Consider the following 16,435-nt stretch of genomic DNA (forward strand, 5'->3'; position numbering starts at 1 on the left):
CCCATGGCCGAACCGCTCATCCGCATGACGAACATCCGCAAGTCCTACGGGCGCGTGCAGGCGCTGGTGGATGCCAATTTCCATGTCAATGAAAGGGAGATCGTCGGGCTGCTTGGCGACAACGGCGCCGGCAAGTCGACCTTGATCAAGGTGCTGTCGGGCGCGGTGCCGCTGACCAGCGGCGACATCTTCGTGCGTGGCAAGAAGGTGGATTTCCGCAGCACCAGCGACGCCATCGCTGAAGGCATCGAGACCATCTACCAGGACTCGGCGCTGGTCACGCAGCTGTCGATCGCCCGCAACCTGTTCCTCGGGCGCGAGCCGATCAAGCCGCCGCGCTTTTTGAACCGCATGGACCAGGACGCCATGAACGTGGTGGCGCGCGACCTGCTCAAGCAGGTCGGCATATCGAAAAACATCCCGCCGACGACGCCGATCGGCTCGCTCTCGGGCGGCGAGCGGCAAGCGGTGGCGATCGCGCGCGCCATGCATTTCGACAGCGACCTGATCATCCTCGACGAGCCGACCAACAATCTCGGCGTCGCCGAGACGCAAGGCGTTTTGAGCTTCGTGCGCAGCGCCCGCGATTCCGGCCACTCCTGCATCTTCATCGCCCACAACATCCACCACGTCTTCCAGGTGGTCGACCGCATCGTGGTGATGCGGCGGGGCAAGGTGGTGGCCGACGACATCGATCCGAAAAAGACAACCGTCGCCGAGGTCGAGCGGATCATCACCGGCATGTCGGACAAGGAAATCCGCGACGCGATTTCCGACGGCCCGCGGCCGCATGGCTGATCGGGCCTGAGACGGGCTCGGATCCCATCCTATGGCTGGAGCCATGAAAGCTACCGTTGCCGACATCGCCAGGAGCTGCGGCCTGTCGACCGCGACGGTCGACAGGGTGCTCAACAACCGTCCAGGAGCGAGCGCGGCCAACCGGCAGCGCGTCATGGAGGCGGCCAAGCAACTCGGCTACCTGCCGACGCTCGACCAGGTCGTGCTGCCGTCCAAGCCGGCGCATCTGGAATTCTTTCTGCCGATCGGCAGCAATGCCTTCATGGCCGATCTCGCGCATCATATCGAGGACTATGCCGCGCGGCTGCCGCTGGTCGCCTCCTGCCGCATCCACAACCTTGCCGGCATCTCGCCGGGGGCGCTGCAGACCGCGGTCGAGAACCTTTCTCTCAAAGCGAATGGCGTCGGCGTCATCGCCGTCGACCATCCGCGCACGCGCAACATTTTGCGCGAGCTGGTCGAGGCCGGCATCCGGCTGGTCACGCTGGTCTCGGATGTGCCCGCCGCCCCGCGCTCGGCCTATGTCGGCATCGACAACCGGGTCGCCGGGCGCACGGCGGCGCTGCTGATGGGCCGCTTCCTCGGCGGCCGGACCGGACATCTGGCGATGGTGGTCGGCTCGCGTTCCTATCGCGGCCATGAAGAGCGCGAGATGGGTTTTCGGTCGGTGCTGAACGAAGAGTTTCCCAACCTCACCATTTCGAGCGCCGTCGAGATCAACGACGAGCCCGACGCCAGCTACGGCGCAACCATGAAGGCGCTGCACAACGAGCCGGAACTGCTCGGCATCTATTGCGTCGGCGCCGGACGCTCCGGCGTGGCGAAGGCGTTGCTCGAAGCCAGGCCGTGCAAGAAACCGGTCTTCATCTGCCACGACCTGACCAAGGAAACGCGCCGCTATCTCGTCGACGATCTCGCCGATGTCGTCATCGACCAGAACGCGCGGTTGATCGCCGAACAAGCGGTGATCTGCCTGCTCGGCTCGATCGCCTCATCGGCACCGTACCTGACGAAAAAGTTCATCGAGCCGCGGCTGATCTTCAAGGAAAACGTGCCGGTTCAATGAGTTAGCGCGCCGACAAAGGGCGGCTTTTTCCTGATTTGTCGGAGGATTGGCGGATGGTGCGGCAATTCTGCACACCTGCTATGCACGTTTCGTAGTTGCCGAATCGTTGGGCAAATCGTAAATGTTGCGGTGTCGGATGTCTTCCTCCTCCCAGACACCGACGAGGAATGCGGTGCACCTCCTCCCGCACCGTATTCGAAATCGAGCCCGCTGCCTTCTCCTCCCGGCAGCGGGCTTTTCTTTGCCCGCACCAAAATCGAACCCCAAAGTCAGCGCGCCCTGAACGACGCGATGAGGCTCTCGGCCATGCGTACGAATTGCGCACTCGGGCCTTCGGCGCCGACGCTCTGCATACTCACACGCGCGCCTTCGAGCAGCAGCGACAGCGTGTCGGCGAGCAGCTCGGCCTGGCCGATGCCGGCATCGTGGCAAAGCGCAACGAGCTTTTCGCGCTGGGCTTCCTTCAGTTCCTTGATGACGCGCCTTGCCGGGTGATCGGTCTCGCTGAGCTCGACGGCGGCATTGGCCATGTCGCAGCCGCGACAGTCGGCGCTGAGCATTTCCGAAGCCTTGTGGACCCAGGCATGCAACTGCGCGAGCTTGTCGCCGGGATGCTGAGCCTCAAACTCGTCCCACACCTTTGATGCCTTCGCCGCCGTGGCGCGCAGGCATTCGATGATCAGCTCGTCCTTGGATTCGAAGTGACGATAGAGCGTCATCTTGTTGGTGCCGGCAGCCTCGGTGATGGCGTCGACGCCAACACCCTTGATGCCGTGCTTGTGGAACATGTCCTGCGCCGTTTCCAGGATCCGATCCCGGGGGCGGGAACGCTCCGCGACGCCGTCAGTCATCATGCTCTCCTTTCGTCGTTTCCAAAAAAAACCGAGGTCACCTCTTGACTAGGGTGTTACCGGTCTGTAACTTTTATATGTTACTTACTGGTAACACCTATATCACTCCCCGTCAAACGACAAGGCCCACCGATAGCCCTGCCAGAGTGAGTTAGGACAGAAAACCTGCCTGTCATGCGGCTTCGGCCGGTGAATTAGAGAAGAAAACGGTCCGTGATCATCCGATGCGGGCCGCAAGCAAGGAGCTACTCCTATGCAAAAGCGCAAAGACCTGACGATCGACGAGGCCATCCGGGATCCGATGATCCGGCTGGCGATGAAGGCGGACGGGATCGACCCCAAGGCCTTCGAACGGATGCTGCGCTCGCGCGCGGCAGAACAGGCGCCGGACGACGAGGGCCTGCCATCCTTCCTGCAGGACTCCGGCTCCGGCCGGGCCCGGCGCCTGCGCCACTTCGCAAAGCCGTTCGGCGAGGCATCCGCGTCATGGTAAACTTCTTCATCCACCGTCCGATCTTCGCGTCGGCGATCGCCATCATCATGGTGCTCGCCGGCGCTATCGCCTATTTCCTGCTGCCGGTCTCGCAATTCCCCGACATCACGCCCCCGCAAGTCGTGGTCAGCGCCCACTATCCCGGCGCCAGCGCGCAAGTCGTGGCCGATACGGTCACCACGCCGCTCGAGCAGCAGATCAACGGCGTGCAAGGCATGACCTACATGTCGTCGACGAGCTCGAATGACGGCTCCTCGACCATCACCATCACCTTCGATGTCGGTTATCCGCTGAGCACGGCGGCCGTCGACGTGCAGAACCGCGTCTCGCAGGCCGCGTCCTCCCTCCCGGCTATCGTCAACCAGGGCGGCGTGACGATCAAGAAACAGAACCCCAATTTCGTTTTGATCGTCGACCTCACCTCGCCGGACGGCTCGGTCGATCCGGTGGCGCTGAGCAACCTTGCCTATCTTCAGGTCGTCGATCCGCTGAAGCGGCTACCCGGCGTCGGTGACGTGCAGATCTTCGGCGAACGCCGCTATTCGATGCGCGTCTGGCTCGATCCGGACAAACTGGCCAATCTCGGCATCACCGCCGTCGACGTGCAGAACGCCATCTCGGAACAGAACGTCCAGGTGGCGGCGGGCAAGATCGGCCAGTCCCCGGCGCCTGCCGGCACCGCCTTCGAGATGCAGGTCAACGCGGTCGGCCGCCTCAGCGACCCGAAGGAATTCGGCGACATCGTCGTGCGCGCCAATTCGCAGAACGGCTCGCTTGTCAGGCTTCGCGATGTCGCCCGCATCGAGCTCGGCGCGCTGCAATATTCCTCCTCCGCCTTCTTCGGCAAGGACCCGACCGTGGTGCTCGCCGTCTATCAGATGCCCGGCTCCAACGCGCTGGACCTGCAGCAGAGGGTCAAGGACAAGATGCAGGAGCTGTCGGCGCGCTTCCCAAAGGGCGTCCACTACGCCATGCATTACGACACGACGCGCTTCGTCTCGGCTTCGATGCATGACGTGCTGATCACGCTCGGCGAAGCGCTGGTGCTGGTCGTGGCGGTGGTGTTCATCTTCCTGCAGAGCTGGCGCACCACCATCATCCCGACCATCGCCATCCCGGTGTCGCTGATCGCGACGCTGGCTATCATGTACATGCTGGGCTTCTCGCTCAACATGCTGTCGCTGCTCGGCATGGTGCTGGCGATCGGCCTCGTCGTCGACGACGCCATTGTCGTGGTCGAGAATGTCGAGCGACAGCTCGAGGCCGGCCTCAAGCCGCTTGCGGCGACGCGCGCCGCGATGGCCGAGGTGACCGGGCCGATCATCGCCACCACCGCGGTGCTCGCGGCGGTGTTCATCCCTGTCGCCTTCATCCCCGGCGTCTCCGGACGGCTCTACAACCAGTTCGCGCTGACGGTAGCGATCTCGGTCGGCATCTCCGCCTTCAATTCGCTGACGCTCAGTCCGGCGCTCAGCGCCGCCTTCCTGCGCCATCGCGGCGAGACGCAATTCGTGCTGTTCCGCTGGTTCAACGCCGGCTTCGACTGGCTGTCGCATGCCTATGCCCATGGCGTGCGCATCCTGATCCGGCTGCGCTGGGCCATGCTCGGCCTGTTCGCGGCGGGCCTGGTCGCCACCTATTTCGTCTGGCAGAAGCTGCCTTCGACCTTCCTTCCCGTGGAAGACCAGGGCTATTTCTTCGTCGTCATCCAGTTGCCCGACGGCGCTTCGCTGGAGCGCACCGACGCGGTGGCGCAGAAGGCGCGCGACATCCTGCAGAACACGCCCGGCGTCGACATCGTCGGCTCGATCAGCGGCCTGAACTTCCTGACCAGCGCCGCGCAGTCCAACTCGGCGGTGGAGTTTGCCATCCTGAAGCCGTGGGACGAACGCGGGCCCGACCAGAACGCCTCGAAGCTGGTCGAGCAGGTGCGCGGCAAGCTGCTGCAGCTACCGGAGGCCTTCGCGCTGTCCTTCGATCCGCCCTCGATCCCGGGCCTCGGCACCACCGGCGGCTTCGAGTTCCAGGTGGAAGACCTTTCGGGCCGCGGCAGCGCCGCGCTGAACGAGGTGACCCAGGCACTGATCGCCGAGGCACGCAAGCAGCCGGAGCTCAACCCGCAGCAGCTGTTCTCGTCCTTCTCGACCTCGACGCCGCAGTTCAACTACGACCTCGACCGCAGCAAGGCGAAGCTTCTCGGCCTCAACCTGCCCGACGTGTTCAACACGCTGCAGATTTATCTCGGCTCGCTCTACGTCAACGACTTCAACCTGTTCGGCCGCACCTTCCGGGTGACCATCCAGGCCGATAAGGACGCGCGCGCCGACGCCACCGACATCTCGCGGCTCTACGTGCGCAACGCGTCGGGCGGCATGGTGCCGCTGAGCACGCTGGGCAAGCTGGTGCCGATCGTCGGTCCGGAGACGGTGCCGCACTACAACAACAATGCGTCAGCGCTCATCAATGGCGGCGCCGCTCCGGGCTTCTCGTCCGGACAGGCGGTGGCGGCGATGGAGCGGGCGGCGGCAAACGTGCTGCCGCGCGACTTCGGCTATGAGTGGACCGGCATCACCTATCAGGAGCTCAAGGCCGGCTCGATCGCCTCTGTTGTCTTCGGGCTGGCGATCGTCTTCGTCTTCCTGATCCTGGCGGCGCAGTATGAAAGCTGGGCGATGCCCTTCATGGTGCTGCTCGCCGTGCCGCTCGCATTGTTCGGCGCCTTCGTCGTGCTTTTGCTGCGCGGCATGCAGATCGACGTCTACTCGCAGATCGGCTTTGTCATGCTGATTGGCCTGGCGGCGAAGAACGCGATCCTGATCGTCGAGTTCGCCAGGCGACGGCGCGAGGAAGGCCTGACCATCGTCGAGGCGGCGATGGAAGCCGCGCGGCTGAGGCTGCGGCCGATCCTGATGACGGCCTTTGCCTTCATCCTCGGCGTGCTGCCGCTGATGTTCGCGACCGGCGCGGGTGCCGCCAGCCGGCAGTCGATCGGCACCACCGTCTTCGGCGGCATGGTGGCGGCGACCATCCTGTCGCTGGTCTTCGTGCCGGTCTTCTACGCAGTCATCGAGCAGCTGCGCGAGCGCGGCGGCGAGACCGAGCCTGTCGCGGGGCATCAGTATGCCCCGCACCAACAAGAGATTGAACCGACCGCCGAGCCCGTGCGGCTCGCCGATGCGGCCGAATAGGATGGAGAGACTTCATGCGTAAATGGAAAATCGCTTTGGGAACGGCCGTCGCGCTGGGCGCGATTTCGGTGGCAAGTGTCCACCTGCTCGACATGGGCAATCTCAGCCTCAACGCCAGCACGGCGGGCGCTGCACCTGCGCCCAAGGCCTTCGTCATGCCGGTGCCGGTGGTGAACGTCGTCAAGAAGACGCTGCCGATCTATCTCGACTACGCCGCGCGCGTCGAGCCGATCCGCAGCATCACGCTGCAGGCGCGCGTGCCGGGCTATCTGCAGGAGCAGACGGCGCAGGACGGCAGCGACGTAAAGCAGGGCGACCTGCTCTACAGGATCGCGACCGAGGACTATCAGGCAGCGCTTGACCAGGCGAAGGCGCAGGTCGAGCGCGATACCGCGACGCTCGACTATGCGCGCTCCAATCTCGGCCGTGGCAGCGAGCTCGCCAAGAGCGGCTATCTCGCCAAGGACAGCTTCGACCAGCGCACCAGCACCTTGCGCGGGGCGGAGGCGGCGCTGTTGCTCGACAAGGCGGCGGTGCGGACCGCCGAGCTCAATCTCGGCTATGCCGAAATCAAGGCGCCCTTCCCCGGCCGCATCGGCCGCAACCAGGCCTCGATCGGCACGCTGGTCAGCGTCGCCGGCACCGTGCTCAACACGCTGGTGCAGCTCGACCCGATCTACGTCACCTTCAATCCGAGCGAGACCGACCTGGTCCAGATCGAGGAAGCGAAAGCAGCCGGTCCGATCGCGGTCGACGTGCTGTTGCCTGGCGAGACCGAGCCCAGCCAGAAGGGCCAGCTCACCTTCATCGACAACACGATCGACCATTCGACCGGCACGATCACGGCGCGGGCCACAATCGGCAATGCCAAGTTCAGGCTGCTGCCCGGCCAGTATGTCCGCGTGCGGCTCCATGTGAAGGAACAGCCCAACACGCTGATGGTGCCGCAGGTGGCGCTCGGCTCCAGCCAGCTCGGCAAGTATGTTTATGTTCTCGGCAAGGGCAACACGGTCGACCAGAAGCTGGTCTCGCTCGGGCCGACCGACGGCGATCTGATCTCCGTGACCTCCGGCATCTCCGAGAGCGACCAGGTGATCACGGGCAATCTGCAGAAGATCGGACCCGGAATGCCGGTTTCTCCCTTGCCGCAACCGAAACCGGCCAGCTGATAACCCCCATCAGTCCCGGTCCGACGGCGCCCTCGGCTCCCACGCCGAGGGCGCCGTTTTCTTTGTGCGTCGCAATCTGAAAAAATTGATCTCCATCCTCTTGTTGGATTGTCGACAATCTGCTTGTCTTGCAACCGGTTCATCCGGAGTGGAATGCATGGCGAAGCTGGATTTCAGTCCGATCGCGGATACGACGCGCAGGGCGGAGATCGTCGCGCTGCTCAGGCGCGCCATCCTGACCGGCCAGTTGGAGCCCGGGCAGAAGCTCAACGAGCTGCGCATCTCCGAGCAGATGCGGGTCAGCCGCGCGCCGCTGCGCGAGGCGATGCGCGAGCTGGTGCAGGAAGGCATCCTGACCAGCATCCCCTATGCCGGGACCTTCGTCATCGACGTCACCGCCAAGGACATCGTCGACGCCTATTCACTCAACAAGGTGCTCGACGACTTCGCCATCGAGCTCACCTGGCCGCAGCGCGACCAGCGCTTCCTCGATGAGCTCGACCGCCGCCACGAAGCGGTGAAGCAGGCAACGCGTTCGCTCGACACCACGCGCCAGATCGAGACCGCGCTGCAACTGCACGGGCTGGTCTACGAATGGGCCGACAATTCGGTGCTGCTGGAGACCTGGCAGCGGCTGACCAGCCGGCTGCAGATGTATTTCGCGCTGCATCAGCGGGCGCGCAACGAGCCGGTGCCGGCCGAGGACCTGCACGAAACCTATGTGGCGCTGCTCAAGGGCACGGACATGCGCGCCGCACAGCGCCATGCGCGCGAGCATATCGACGACGATTTCGAGGAGCTTCTTGCCTATGCGCGCGGCCTTGAAGAGCGCGCCTCGAAGGCCGCTGAACGACGTCGCTAACAACGGACAACAACGTGAAGATCAAAAGCATAAAAGCCTACCATGTCGTGCAGCCCTTCGTAGACGGGCCCTACCGCATGTCCAAGGGGCGCGTCGCCGATTGCTTCGACGCGGTGATCGTCGCCATCACCTCCGATACAGGCGTGACCGGCTGGGGCGAGATGGCGCCGCTCGGCAATTTCTACTCGGCCGCGTTTCCGGCGGGAACGCGCGCGGGCGTGCCGGAGATCGCGCCGCATCTCATCGGCCACGATCCGCGCGGACTGGCCGGCATCGGCAGGCTGATGGACACGGTGTTCAAGGGCCATCCCTACATCAAAGCTGCCCTCGATATGGCATGCTGGGATCTCGCCGCCCGCGCGGCCGACGTGCCGCTGGTGACGATGCTCGGCGGCCGCGAGAGCGAGACGGCGGAGCTCTACCGGGTCGTCACCCACGGCACGGTCGACCAGATGGCCGCACTTGCCAAGCGCATCGTCGCTGAAGGCTACCGCCGGCTGCAGGTCAAGGTCGGCGGCAATGTGCGCGACGACATCGAGCGGGTGACCGCGGTGGCCTCGGCCGTGCCGAAAGGCACCGTGATCTTCTGCGACGCCAATGCCGGCTGGACGCCCTACCAGGCGCGACAGTTCGCCGATGCAACGCGCGGCATCGACTACACGTTCGAACAGCCCTGCACGACGATCGACGAAAACATGTCGGTGCGCCGCATGCTCGACAAGCCGATGGTGCTGGATGAATCCGTCACCTCGCTGCAGGAGATGCTGGAAATCCACCGACGCGGCGCGGCCGACGGGCTGACGCTGAAGATCTCGCGGCTGGGCGGCGTGACGCAGACCCGGTTGATCCGTGACGTTGCCGTCGATCTCGGATTCATGATCACGGTCGAGGATACCGGCGGCGCCGAGATCGACACCGCCGCCATGGCGCATCTGTCGCTGTCGACGCCGGAGGAGCGCCGGCTGCACGCGATCGCCTTCCACGAATGGGTAACGGTGCGTACGGCCTCCAACAAGCCGCCGGTGACAGGCAGCCGCATGGGCATTCCCGAGGGGCCCGGCCTCGGCATCGATGTCGACCCGGATTTGCTCGGCAAGCCTTTCTTCGAGATCGGCTGAGATGAGGATCCAGCGCATCACGGCAACGCCGATCAACCACAGGCTGGAAGCGCCATACGTATGGGTGTCAGGCGAGATCGACGGCTTCTCGCCGACCTGAACTGGCAGGTGGTCATAGGAAAGGAGGCGGAAAGTACCGAATGAAAAAGCGGCCGCGATTTCGATCCGACCGCAAGACCGAACAGGGCATGCATCAAGAAAATCTGACCTTCCCGCTTCAAGGAGCGGATGGACCCGACCAAACCGCATGCTAGAGTTCGATCGACTGAAATTGTTGACAATGGCCGGGACAGGAGAACTCCACGGAATTCGTCAACCGGAATGCACTCGCCAACCACAAGAACTGGGGAAAGGGTTTAGACCCATGAGCAAGAACCATCGCATTCTCGATCTCATCCGGCGCAACCGCACGCCGCTCGAAAATCACCTCATCGACGGCCTCATCGACGGCCGCGTCAGCCGCCGCGACTTCGTCCGCCACGGCAGTCTGCTCGGCCTGTCGCTGCCGCTGCTCGGCCGCATCGGCATGGCGGCGGGCTTCGGCGCCGCGCCCTCGCTTGCCCGCGCCGCGGGCGCGCCCGGCGCCACCATCCGCGTCGGCAGCAACGTGCCGTCCGCCGCGATCGACCCTGTCACCATCGCGGACGCCGGCGGTCTGCTCGTGCTGCAGCAGGTTGCCGAATTCCTCTGCATCGACGGGCCGGACCTGGTGCTGAAGCCGGCGCTGGCCGAAAGCTGGAAGCCGAATGCCGACGGCACGGTGTGGACCTTCACGCTGCGCAAGGGTGTGAAATTCCACTCGGGCGGCGAGATGAAGGCCGACGACGTGGTGGCCAGCATCGACCGGCTTGCCGATCCCGCCAATTCCTCCAACGCACTGTCGGTGTTCACCGGCATCCTGCAGAAGGGCAACTCCAAGAAGGTCGACGACTATACGGTCGAATTCCATCTCGACGCGCCGAACGGCAACTTCCCCTACATGCTGTCGTCCGACAACTACAACGCCGTCATTATCCCGGCGAGCTACAAGGGCGGCTACGAGCAGAGCTTCGACGGCACCGGGCCGTTCAAGCTGGAGAAATACACGCCCAAGGTCGGCGCCTCCTTCGTGCGCAACGACGACTACTGGGGCGAGAAGGCGCTGCCGGATCGCACCGAGTTCACCTTCTTCTCCGACATGCAGGCACAGATCCTGGCGCTGCAGGGCGGGCAGATCGACATCATCAACCAGATGCCGGTGCTGGCCGGCGTCGCCATCCTCAACGATCCGAATTTCGACGTGATCAGCTTAAAATCGTCCGCGCACCAGCAGTTGCATATGCACTGCGACGAGGGCCCGACGAAGGACGCTCGCGTGCGCCGCGCCATCGCGCTCTGCCTCGACCGCGAGAAACTTGCCGCCGGCCTGATGAAGGGACGTTCGGCGCTCGGCAATGACAGCCCGTTCGCCGCCGTCTACCCTTCGACCGATACCAGCGTGCCGCAGCGCAAGCAGGATATCGCCCAGGCCAAGCAGCTGATGGAAGCGGCAGGCGCCGGCAAGGGCTTCAAGATGACGCTGACCACGGAGCGCTATCTGGAGATCCCCGAATACGCCCAGCTCATCCAGAACTGGGTCAAGGAAATCGGCATCGAGCTCGAGCTCAACATTCTCGACCAGGGCGCCTATTACGGCGACGCGGTGTTCGGCAAGTCGAACTGGCTGGATTCGGCGATGGGCATCACCGACTACGGCCACCGCGGCGTGCCCAACGTCTATCTCGCGGCACCCTTGAAGAGCGACGGCACATGGAACGCCGCGCACTTCAAGAACAAGGACTACGACCAGCTTGCGGCAAGCTATATCGCGGCCCTCGACCTCGAGGCGCAGAAGGCCGACGCCGGCAAGATCCAGAAGCTGCTGCTCGAGGAAACGCCGGTGATCTTCGGCTATTTCTACGACTATCTGACGGCGACGGCGAAAGGCGTGGCGGGCGTGCAGCCCACCGCCATGTCGCAGCTGTTCCTCGATAAGGCCTCGAAGGCCTGACGCGAGCGACTAGCTTACCCCTGACGGCCGGCCCTCCACGGAGAGCCGGCCCCAATTGGAGTATTCGCCATCCTCGCCTTTCTCGTCCGGCGCCTCGCTCTGTCGCTCGTCACGCTGTTCCTGCTCAGCGTCATGGTGTTCCTCGGCGGCCAGGTGCTGCCCGGCAATGTCGGGCGCGCCATATTGGGGCCGTTCGCCGACCAGCGCGCCGTCGACGCGCTCAACCATTCACTCGGCGTCGACCGGCCGCTGCTCGTCCAATACGGAACCTGGATCTGGAATTTCCTGCATGGCGACATGGGCACGTCCTATATTTTCCGCGCGCCGGTCGCGCCCTTCGTCATCGAGGCGCTCGGCCATTCGATGAAGCTGGCGCTCGTCGCCTTCGTGCTGGTGGTGCCGATCGGCATCCTCGGCGGCGTTATCGCCGCGCTCAACCTCAACCGGCCGCTCGACCGCATCATCAGTCTCGGCGGCCTGTCGGTGACTGTGCTGCCGGAATTCGTCACCGGCATCATCCTGATCCTGATCTTCGGCGTCTGGCTGCGCTGGCTGCCGATCGCCGCCGCCTGGCCGAAAGGCGCCGGCTTCTTCACCCAACTCTATTATCTCATCCTGCCGTCGCTGCCGCTGTTCCTGGTGCTGTTCGGCTACATCGCCCGCATGGCACGATCCGGCATGATCGAGGCGCTCGATTCCGACTACACGCGCACCGCCGTGCTCAAGGGCCTGCCGTGGCGCACGGTGATCTGGCGGCATGTGCTGCGCAATGCGCTGTTGCCGACCATCACCGTCATCGCCACGCAAACCGGCTATCTGATCGGCGGGCTGGTCGTCATCGAGACGCTGTTCCGCTACCAGGGCATCGGCTCGCTGATCTTCACCGCCGCGCGCGGCAAGGATTTTCCGATGCTGGAAGCCGGCATCCTCACCATCGGCATCGTCTATGCGGTGGCCACACTGGTCGCAGACTTCCTCTATTCGGTGCTCAATCCGCGCATCCGGTTGGGGGCAGAGCAATGACCGCGACAGATACTCCCGCGAACCTGCCGGCGCCGGACGCCGCGTCGTGGCGCGGTCCCTGGGGCGAGGTGCTGCACTCGCTCCTGCGGTCGGGCACATTCCTCACCGGGCTCGCCATCGTCTTGTTCTGGGTCATCTGCGCGCTGTTCGGCGAGCATTTCGTGCCCTACGACCCACTTGCCGACGACATCATCAACGCGCTTGCGCCGCCGTCGGCCGAACACTGGTTCGGCACCGACCAGATCGGCCGCGACGTCTTCTCGCGCGTCATCGTCGGCTCCCGCGACATCCTGACGGTGGCGCCGCTGGCGACATTGCTTGCGACCATCGCCGGCACAGCGCTGGGGCTGCTCATCGGTTATTTCCGGGGCATCGTCGACGACATCGTCAGCCGCGTGCTGGAAGCCTTCATGGCGATCCCGGTTGTGATCATCGCGCTGCTCGCCATCGTCGCACTCGGCACTTCGAAGATCACCGTCATCGTCGTCATCGGCCTGAGCTTCGCGCCGATCATCGCCCGCACCGTGCGCTCGGCGGTGCTTGCCGAGCGCGAGCTCGACTATGTCGCGGCGGCAAAGCTGCGCCACGAGGGCGCGCCGCACACGATGTTCGTCGAGATCCTGCCCAACGTCATCCCGCCGATCCTGGTCGAGACGACGGTGCGGCTCGGCTATGCGATCTTCGCCGTAGCAACGCTCTCCTTCATGGGCTTCGGCATCCAGCCGCCCTCCCCCGACTGGGGGCTCTCGATCTCCAGCAATTACGGCATGATCGGCGGCGGCTTCTGGTGGACGGTGCTGTTCGACGCTTTGGCCATCGCCTCGCTGGTGATCGGCGTCAATCTGGTGGCCGACGGCGTCCACGGAGCGTTCAATGACTGAGAAGAACGCGCTCGAACTCAACGATCTCTCGGTCGCCTATCGCGTCGGCGGCCGCAACCGGGCGGTGCTGCGCAATGTCAGCCTCAAGATCGGCCGGGGCGAAGCCTACGGGTTGGTCGGCGAGTCCGGCTGCGGCAAATCCACCGCGGCGCTATCGGTGGTGCGCTATCTGCCGCGCAACGGCTCGATCACCGGCGGTTCGATCGCGCTCGACGGCCAGGACGTCATGAAGCTCGACGCCGAAGCGCTGCGGCGGGCGCGGGCGGAAAGCGTGTCGATGGTCTATCAGGACCCCGGCAAGGCGCTGAACCCGTCGCTGCGCATCGGCCGGCAACTGACGGAGATCTTCGAGCTTGCCGGCATCTCGGGAAAGGCCGCCGCCGATAAGGCGATTGCGATGCTGAACCTTGTGCGGATCTCCGATCCGGCCAGCGTCATGCAGCGCTATCCGCACCAGCTTTCCGGCGGCATGCAGCAGCGCGTGGCAATCGCCATGGCGTTGGCCAACGATCCGTCGATGCTGATCCTCGACGAGCCGACGACCGGTCTCGACGCCACCGTGGAGGCCGAAGTGCTCGACCTGATCGGGCAATTGCGGCGCGAGCTGTCGGCCTCGATCCTGTTCATCAGCCACAACCTCGCCGTCGTCTCCAACATGTGCGACCGGGTCGGCGTGCTCTATGCCGGCATGCTGGTCGAGGAAGGCTCGACCAAGGACGTGTTCAACGATCCGCGCCACCCCTACACGGTGGCGCTGTTGCGTTGCCTGCCGCGCGGCGGCCAGCGCAAGGACCAGGGCCGGCTCGACACCATCCCGGGCTTCCTGCCCGGCATCGGCGCCAATATCGTCGGCTGCGCCTTCGCCGACCGCTGCGCGCTGGCGACGGAGCGCTGCCGCAGCGAGCCGCCGCCGCTCTACGAGCTTGGAGACGGCCGGCTGTCGCGCTGCCATTACCACGACAAGGCGCAGTCGCTGCCGCGCGCGACGCCCGCCGAGATTCCTGCCGCAGCACCCAAGCAGGCGCCGCCGGTGTTGCAGGTCGAGGGCTTGAACAAGACCTATGCCAGCCACGGCCGTCCGCTGAGAGCCGTGAAGGATGTTTCGGTCAGCCTGCGGCCCGGCGAGACGCTCGGCCTGGTCGGCGAATCCGGCAGCGGCAAGACCACCTTCGCCAGGCTGCTGCTCGGCCTCGTCCAGCCGGACGAAGGCGGCAGCATCGAGCTTGAGGGAAAGCAGTTAGCGCCGCGGCTTGCAAGCCGCTCCGAAGACCAGGTCAAGGCGGTACAGATCGTCTTCCAAAATCCGGACTCGGCGCTCAACCGCTCGCATTCGATCAGGCATATCCTGAGCCGCGCCTTGAAGCGGTTGGGCGGGCTCACCGGCAAGACACTGGACACACGGCTGGAAGAACTTGTCCGCTCGGTGCGGCTCACCGACCGCCATCTCGCCGTCAAGCCGCGACAGCTGTCGGGCGGGCTGAAGCAGCGCGTGGCGATCGCGCGCGCCTTCGCCGGTGATCCGCGCATCGTCGTTTGCGACGAGCCGACCTCGGCGCTCGACGTTTCGGTGCAGGCGGCGATCCTCAACCTGTTAGCCGACCTGCAGTCGAAGCAGGACGTCAGCTACATCTTCATCTCGCACGACCTCGGCGTGGTGCGCTATCTCTCCGATAAGATCGCCGTGCTCTATCTTGGCCGCATCATGGAGTTTGGGCCATCGGAGGCAGTGTTCTCCGGTCCGCACCATCCCTATACCGAGGCGCTGCTGTCGGCCGTTCCGAAGCTCGACCGGGCGGAAAGCGCGCGCATCCGCCTCGATGGCGAGATCCCGAGCGCAGCCAACCCGCCGACGGGCTGCGTTTTCCACACGCGCTGCCCGCGCAAGATCGGCGCGATCTGCGAGATACAGGAGCCGGAACTGGCCGAGGCCGAGCCCGGCCACACGATCCGCTGCCACATTCCGTTTGAGGAACTGGCGAGGCTGCAAAAGCCGAAAGCCGTGGAGCCCGCGTGATCGCCTTCAGGATGCCGCCGCACCCGTCATACTGAAGGCGCGGTCGCTCTCGGCGAAAACCTGATCGCTGGACAGGTTCCTGGCCAGCGTGCGCAGACCGGTCAAAGCGATGTCGAGAGCGTCGGACGAGGCCGGATTCTCCGGATAGGCGAGATAGATCGGGCGCTGGAACACCGGCGTGTCCTCGACGCGCCGCAACTCGCCGCGCTCGATATGGGGGCTCACGGCACTCAGCGGCAGATAGGCGGCTGCCCGTTGCGACAGCACATGCTGCAGGCCGATGAACACCAGTCCGGCGGAGATCGCCGGCTTCACCATGCCGGCAAAGACGCGGTCGTGCTCGACGCGGAACTCCAGTCCCCAGTCCATCAGGATGTAATTCTGCGTCCACGATCCGACCTGCGCCGTGTGCTGTACGAGGACCACCTGATCGACGGCCAAGGTCTCATAGACGATGCCGGGATGCGGCTTGGGCAGATAGAGGATGCAGATGTCGAGCAGGCCTTCGGCCATCTGGTCGATCGCGAGATCCGGAAAACTGCCTTCGAGCCGCAGCGCCACGTTCGGCCGCTTCGCCCGCATCCAGTCGATCCAGGGCGAGGTGATGCTGTCCCAGAGATAGGCGGGCGCGGTGAGCCTGAGAAGCGTCTCGTAGCCATCGGGAACGGCGATGTCCTGGCGCGATTGCTCCCAGGTCCGGGTGATCGTCGAGGCATGCGGCAGGAACTGCCGACCTGCCGGGGTAAGTGAAACGCCGTCGCTGTCGCGCACGAACAGCTTGCGTCCCAACTGCTCTTCCAGGCCGCGAATGCGTGCGCTGACGGTGGACTGGGCAAGGTTCAGCCGATGGGCGGCAATGGTGAAGCTGCCATGCGCCGCGACCTCCAGGAAACTGCGCAGATTCTCGGTATCCATGGCTTTCGCTTTCGGCTCGGCGGCAATC

Annotated in this window: 13 protein-coding genes; 11 read left to right on the forward strand and 2 right to left on the reverse strand. The window is 64.7% G+C overall.

Annotation, left to right across the window (positions count from 1 at the left end):
- Positions 1–3 precede the first annotated feature (3 nt).
- Both ABID26_RS04255 and ABID26_RS04260 read left to right on the forward strand, forming a co-directional pair.
- A complete protein-coding gene (locus tag ABID26_RS04255) occupies positions 4–798 on the forward strand; it encodes an ATP-binding cassette domain-containing protein (RefSeq protein ID WP_354414002.1) in 795 nt (264 codons plus the stop codon).
- 43 nt (positions 799–841) lie between these two features.
- The gene (locus ABID26_RS04260; protein WP_354414003.1) at positions 842–1,864 is read left to right on the forward strand and encodes a LacI family DNA-binding transcriptional regulator; all 1,023 of its coding nucleotides are present in this window, start codon (positions 842–844) and stop codon (positions 1,862–1,864) included.
- Between the two features lie 269 nt (positions 1,865–2,133).
- Here ABID26_RS04260 and ABID26_RS04265 read toward each other — a convergent pair whose 3' ends face one another.
- A complete protein-coding gene (locus tag ABID26_RS04265) occupies positions 2,134–2,715 on the reverse strand; it encodes a TetR/AcrR family transcriptional regulator (protein ID WP_354414004.1) in 582 nt (193 codons plus the stop codon).
- Positions 2,716–2,968: 253 nt separating this feature from the next.
- Between ABID26_RS04265 and ABID26_RS04270 the strand changes: the two genes are divergently transcribed.
- The 9 genes from ABID26_RS04270 to ABID26_RS04310 all read left to right on the forward strand — a co-directional run bounded on the left by ABID26_RS04270 (position 2,969) and on the right by ABID26_RS04310 (position 15,492).
- A complete protein-coding gene (locus ABID26_RS04270) occupies positions 2,969–3,208 on the forward strand; it encodes a hypothetical protein (RefSeq protein ID WP_126101563.1) in 240 nt (79 codons plus the stop codon).
- A complete protein-coding gene (locus tag ABID26_RS04275) occupies positions 3,202–6,396 on the forward strand; it encodes an efflux RND transporter permease subunit (RefSeq protein ID WP_126101564.1) in 3,195 nt (1,064 codons plus the stop codon). Before ABID26_RS04270 ends, ABID26_RS04275 begins: the two co-directional genes overlap by 7 nt.
- 14 nt (positions 6,397–6,410) lie before the next feature.
- Positions 6,411–7,565, forward strand: coding sequence for an efflux RND transporter periplasmic adaptor subunit (locus ABID26_RS04280; RefSeq protein ID WP_354414005.1), 1,155 nt, complete (start codon positions 6,411–6,413; stop codon positions 7,563–7,565).
- A gap of 157 nt (positions 7,566–7,722) precedes the next feature.
- Positions 7,723–8,427, forward strand: a complete 705-nt coding sequence (locus ABID26_RS04285) for a GntR family transcriptional regulator (protein WP_354414006.1) — start codon at positions 7,723–7,725, stop codon at positions 8,425–8,427.
- Between the two features lie 14 nt (positions 8,428–8,441).
- On the forward strand, positions 8,442–9,545 hold the full coding sequence (locus tag ABID26_RS04290; protein ID WP_354414009.1) for a mandelate racemase/muconate lactonizing enzyme family protein: 1,104 nt from the start codon (positions 8,442–8,444) through the stop codon (positions 9,543–9,545).
- A 364-nt stretch (positions 9,546–9,909) separates the two neighbouring features.
- Positions 9,910–11,574, forward strand: coding sequence for an ABC transporter substrate-binding protein (locus ABID26_RS04295; protein ID WP_126101568.1), 1,665 nt, complete (start codon positions 9,910–9,912; stop codon positions 11,572–11,574).
- Positions 11,575–11,643: 69 nt separating this feature from the next.
- A complete protein-coding gene (locus tag ABID26_RS04300; RefSeq protein WP_292300158.1) occupies positions 11,644–12,597 on the forward strand; it encodes an ABC transporter permease in 954 nt (317 codons plus the stop codon).
- Complete coding sequence (locus ABID26_RS04305; protein ID WP_354414012.1) at positions 12,594–13,478, forward strand: ABC transporter permease; 885 nt, start codon at positions 12,594–12,596, stop codon at positions 13,476–13,478. The genes ABID26_RS04300 and ABID26_RS04305 overlap by 4 nt, the downstream gene beginning before the upstream one ends.
- Entirely contained in the window at positions 13,471–15,492 is a 2,022-nt protein-coding gene (locus ABID26_RS04310) for an ABC transporter ATP-binding protein (protein ID WP_354414015.1), read from the forward strand. Before ABID26_RS04305 ends, ABID26_RS04310 begins: the two co-directional genes overlap by 8 nt.
- A gap of 6 nt (positions 15,493–15,498) precedes the next feature.
- Here the strand turns inward: ABID26_RS04310 and ABID26_RS04315 are convergent, their stop codons facing one another.
- Complete coding sequence (locus tag ABID26_RS04315) at positions 15,499–16,407, reverse strand: LysR family transcriptional regulator (RefSeq protein ID WP_354414018.1); 909 nt, start codon at positions 16,405–16,407, stop codon at positions 15,499–15,501.
- Between the last annotated feature and the right edge of the window lie 28 nt (positions 16,408–16,435).

This window comes from Mesorhizobium shonense, from assembly GCF_040545255.1.
Taxonomy (GTDB): domain Bacteria; phylum Pseudomonadota; class Alphaproteobacteria; order Rhizobiales; family Rhizobiaceae; genus Mesorhizobium; species Mesorhizobium shonense.

Bases quoted from the DNA above. Each gene is read 5' to 3' on its own strand.
- ABID26_RS04275 (WP_126101564.1), top strand. From the start codon at position 3,202: ATGGTAAACTTCTTCATCCACCGTCCGATCTTCGCGTCGGCGATCGCC.
- ABID26_RS04285 (WP_354414006.1), top strand. From the start codon at position 7,723: ATGGCGAAGCTGGATTTCAGTCCGATCGCGGATACGACGCGCAGGGCG.
- ABID26_RS04305 (WP_354414012.1), top strand. From the start codon at position 12,594: ATGACCGCGACAGATACTCCCGCGAACCTGCCGGCGCCGGACGCCGCG.
- ABID26_RS04265 (WP_354414004.1), bottom strand. From the start codon at position 2,715: ATGACTGACGGCGTCGCGGAGCGTTCCCGCCCCCGGGATCGGATCCTG.
- ABID26_RS04280 (WP_354414005.1), top strand. From the start codon at position 6,411: ATGCGTAAATGGAAAATCGCTTTGGGAACGGCCGTCGCGCTGGGCGCG.
- ABID26_RS04295 (WP_126101568.1), top strand. From the start codon at position 9,910: ATGAGCAAGAACCATCGCATTCTCGATCTCATCCGGCGCAACCGCACG.
- ABID26_RS04310 (WP_354414015.1), top strand. From the start codon at position 13,471: ATGACTGAGAAGAACGCGCTCGAACTCAACGATCTCTCGGTCGCCTAT.
- ABID26_RS04270 (WP_126101563.1), top strand. From the start codon at position 2,969: ATGCAAAAGCGCAAAGACCTGACGATCGACGAGGCCATCCGGGATCCG.
- ABID26_RS04255 (WP_354414002.1), top strand. From the start codon at position 4: ATGGCCGAACCGCTCATCCGCATGACGAACATCCGCAAGTCCTACGGG.
- ABID26_RS04260 (WP_354414003.1), top strand. From the start codon at position 842: ATGAAAGCTACCGTTGCCGACATCGCCAGGAGCTGCGGCCTGTCGACC.
- ABID26_RS04315 (WP_354414018.1), bottom strand. From the start codon at position 16,407: ATGGATACCGAGAATCTGCGCAGTTTCCTGGAGGTCGCGGCGCATGGC.